The sequence below is a fragment of the Syntrophorhabdaceae bacterium genome (assembly GCA_028713955.1).
GTDB lineage: Bacteria > Desulfobacterota > Syntrophorhabdia > Syntrophorhabdales > Syntrophorhabdaceae > UBA5609.
The window spans coordinates 1-2,653 of sequence record JAQTNJ010000354.1 but is presented as its reverse complement, the minus strand read 5'-3'; the positions used below and the strand labels follow the sequence as shown (position 1 = coordinate 2,653).

Below are 2,653 nucleotides of genomic sequence, written 5' to 3'. Positions count from 1 at the left end.
GTTTGCTTTATTTGACGATGATTTGAAAAGTGTTTGCGTTGTCGTGCCGAAAGACAGCGAAACCTGCGAGTTGAAGAACATTGCAACATACAAAAAGTATCAGGGTAAAGGATACGGGAGAGCATTGATACAATTTATTTCTGATTTCTACAAAACCGATTTTAAAACAATGCTTGTCGGGACAGGAGAAACGCCGGCTATCCTGTTGTTTTATGAACAGTGTGGATTTGAAATCTCACATCGGGTAAATAATTATTTTACCGACAATTACGACCACCCGATTTTCGAGGGCGATATACAACTTGTTGATATGATTTATCTTAAAAAGAATTTACAGGAACAACGGGATTGTATTACAGACGAAATACAATGCTGAACAAATAAACACTTCCCCCAACAACGGCTTAAACGCTATGCGGTTTTCAGAGGTTTTTCATGCAGCTGTTCCCGCATCATAGTTTTTCCTCGGGGGATACAGGCGCACGTGCAATCCCGGGAAGCATTGAGAACAGTGATGTAATGCGAGAAGAGTTCAAAATACACGAAATACCTGTTACTAAAAAAGCCTGATGCGAGGGATGGGATTCGAACCCAAGAACTCCTGCGAGATCAGGCCCTGAACCTGACGCCGTTGACCTGGCTTGGCTACCCTCGCGCTTGTATACATTATATATGAAATTACATAAAGATAGGGGATCATCCCTGCTTACCGGTATTTCCCCCGTTTAATGATCTTTTCATCTCACGGTCGCGAAGCTCATTCCGCCGGATCTTTCCTGATATTGTCTTGGGAAGGGTATCTACAAATTCGATCACACGAGGATATTTGTATGGTGCAGTAACATTTTTCACATGGTTCTGGATCTCACGTATTAGGGCCTCGGATGGCTTGAATCCGGGTTTGAGAATCACAAACGCCTTGACGACAAGCCCCCGAATATCATCCGGCGATCCAACTACTGCCGCTTCCTGGACTGCCGGGTGCTCGATCAAAGCACTCTCCACTTCGAAGGGCCCGATGCGGTAGCCGGAAGCCTTAATCACGTCATCGTCCCTGCCGATGAACCAGTAATAACCATCCTCGTCTTTATACGCTTTATCACCGGTATAGCAAAAACCGTCTACAAATGATTTCTTGTTCTCCTCTTCGTTATTCAGGTACTCCCGGAATAAACCCACCGGGCGTGGTTCGAGCGCGATCGCTATTCGTCCCTCTTCATGCAGGCCAACAGGTTTCCCACTATCATCGTGAAGCTCAATGTGCCAGCCGGGCGATGGTTTCCCCATAGATCCAAACTTGGGTGTCATACTGGGGAACGTTCCGATGCAGAGCACGGTCTCTGTCTGCCCGTAACCTTCGTAGATCGTGAGACCGGTCGCACCCTTCCACGCCTTAATTACCTCAGGATTAAGCGGCTCCCCGGCACTCACACAGTGCCGGAGTTCAGTGAAGTCAAACTTATCCAGATCTGCAAGAATAAGCATGCGGTAAATTGTCGGGGGACAGCAAAAGGTGTTTATCCCGTACTTCTCTATAAGTGGGAGGATCTCGGTAGGGTTGAATTTACTTCGGATATCATATACAAAGATCGCCGCTCCCTCTATCCATTGCCCATAAAATTTACCCCATGCACTTTTCGCCCATCCCGTATCCGAAAGGGTAAAGTGAAGATCAGTAGTACGGATATCGTGCCAGAACCTGGCGGTTACAATATGCCCGAGCGGATAACTCTGATCATGCATCACCATCTTGGGTTCACCGGTTGTTCCTGAGGTAAAAAAAATCACAAGTGGATCAGTAATTCTGGTCTTTTTCATTCCAAGAAGATTTACCAGTTTGGCCGAAACAGGAGCAGGGTACTCCAGCTCCACGGGGTAACTAATCCAACCTGGTCGTCTCCCATCAACCATCATCCTGCAGGAGAGCGTTGGACATTCTTTAATGATCGCATCTATCTTATCCGCATACTCTTCACTCGTTATGACCATCTTGATGTCAGCGATGTTAATGCGGTATTTCAGATCTTTTGGTGTAAGCATCGTGGGAGCGGGGCAGTAAACCGCACCCCTCTTGATCAGCGCCAGGGTAAATATCCACCACTCGGGAACCCGCGGAAGCATGATCAGTACCCGGTCTCCCTTATTGAGACCGTATTTGATCATCATGTTTACAATCTGGTTTGAAAGGCGCATGAGATCCCAGAAGGTGAATTTCTTTTCCTCACCATTCTGGTTCACCCAGATCATGGCAAGCTTGTTCCGGTCCTTGTTCGCCCATGCATCAATAACATCAAAACCGAAGTTAAAAAATTCGGGAGCCTCAATTTTAAACGAGCGGTATGTTTCTTCATAATCCCGCATATTATGATCAGCGAGGGGAGACACATGACCTGCGGAAGGGAGAGAGGTTGCACCAATCGTTGTGGTACCGGTAACCTGCTTGAGATGTTTGGTGCATGCTTCATTTATCCAGTCTGACCGTGATATTTTTCTTTTTTCACACGATTTATCAATAGATTCCGTCAGGCTATCATCCATTGTTACAGAATATCGCACCATTCAAGATCGATTAGATGGTGCACCTGATAGGTTTTTTGATTATTATGAGCACCATCACCCTGCTGTTTTCTGCTGATTTCAATTATATATTGCG

General features: G+C 46.1%; 2 protein-coding genes and 1 tRNA gene. 1 reads left to right on the top strand and 2 read right to left on the bottom strand.

Annotated elements, in window-relative coordinates; translation table 11 throughout:
• On the top strand, positions 1 to 376 hold a 376-nt coding region (locus PHU49_16935), incomplete at its 5' end, for a GNAT family N-acetyltransferase (GenBank protein MDD5245694.1).
• 194 nt (positions 377 to 570) lie between these two features.
• On the opposite strand, the gene PHU49_16930 is transcribed toward PHU49_16935, so the two are convergent.
• Positions 571 to 655, bottom strand: a tRNA-Leu gene (locus tag PHU49_16930).
• A gap of 41 nt (positions 656 to 696) precedes the next feature.
• Positions 697 to 2,538, bottom strand: coding sequence for an AMP-binding protein (locus tag PHU49_16925; protein MDD5245693.1), 1,842 nt, complete (start codon positions 2,536 to 2,538; stop codon positions 697 to 699).
• Positions 2,539 to 2,653 lie beyond the last annotated feature (115 nt).

Bases quoted from the DNA above. Each gene is read 5' to 3' on its own strand.
- PHU49_16925 (MDD5245693.1), bottom strand. From the start codon at position 2,538: ATGGATGATAGCCTGACGGAATCTATTGATAAATCGTGTGAAAAAAGA.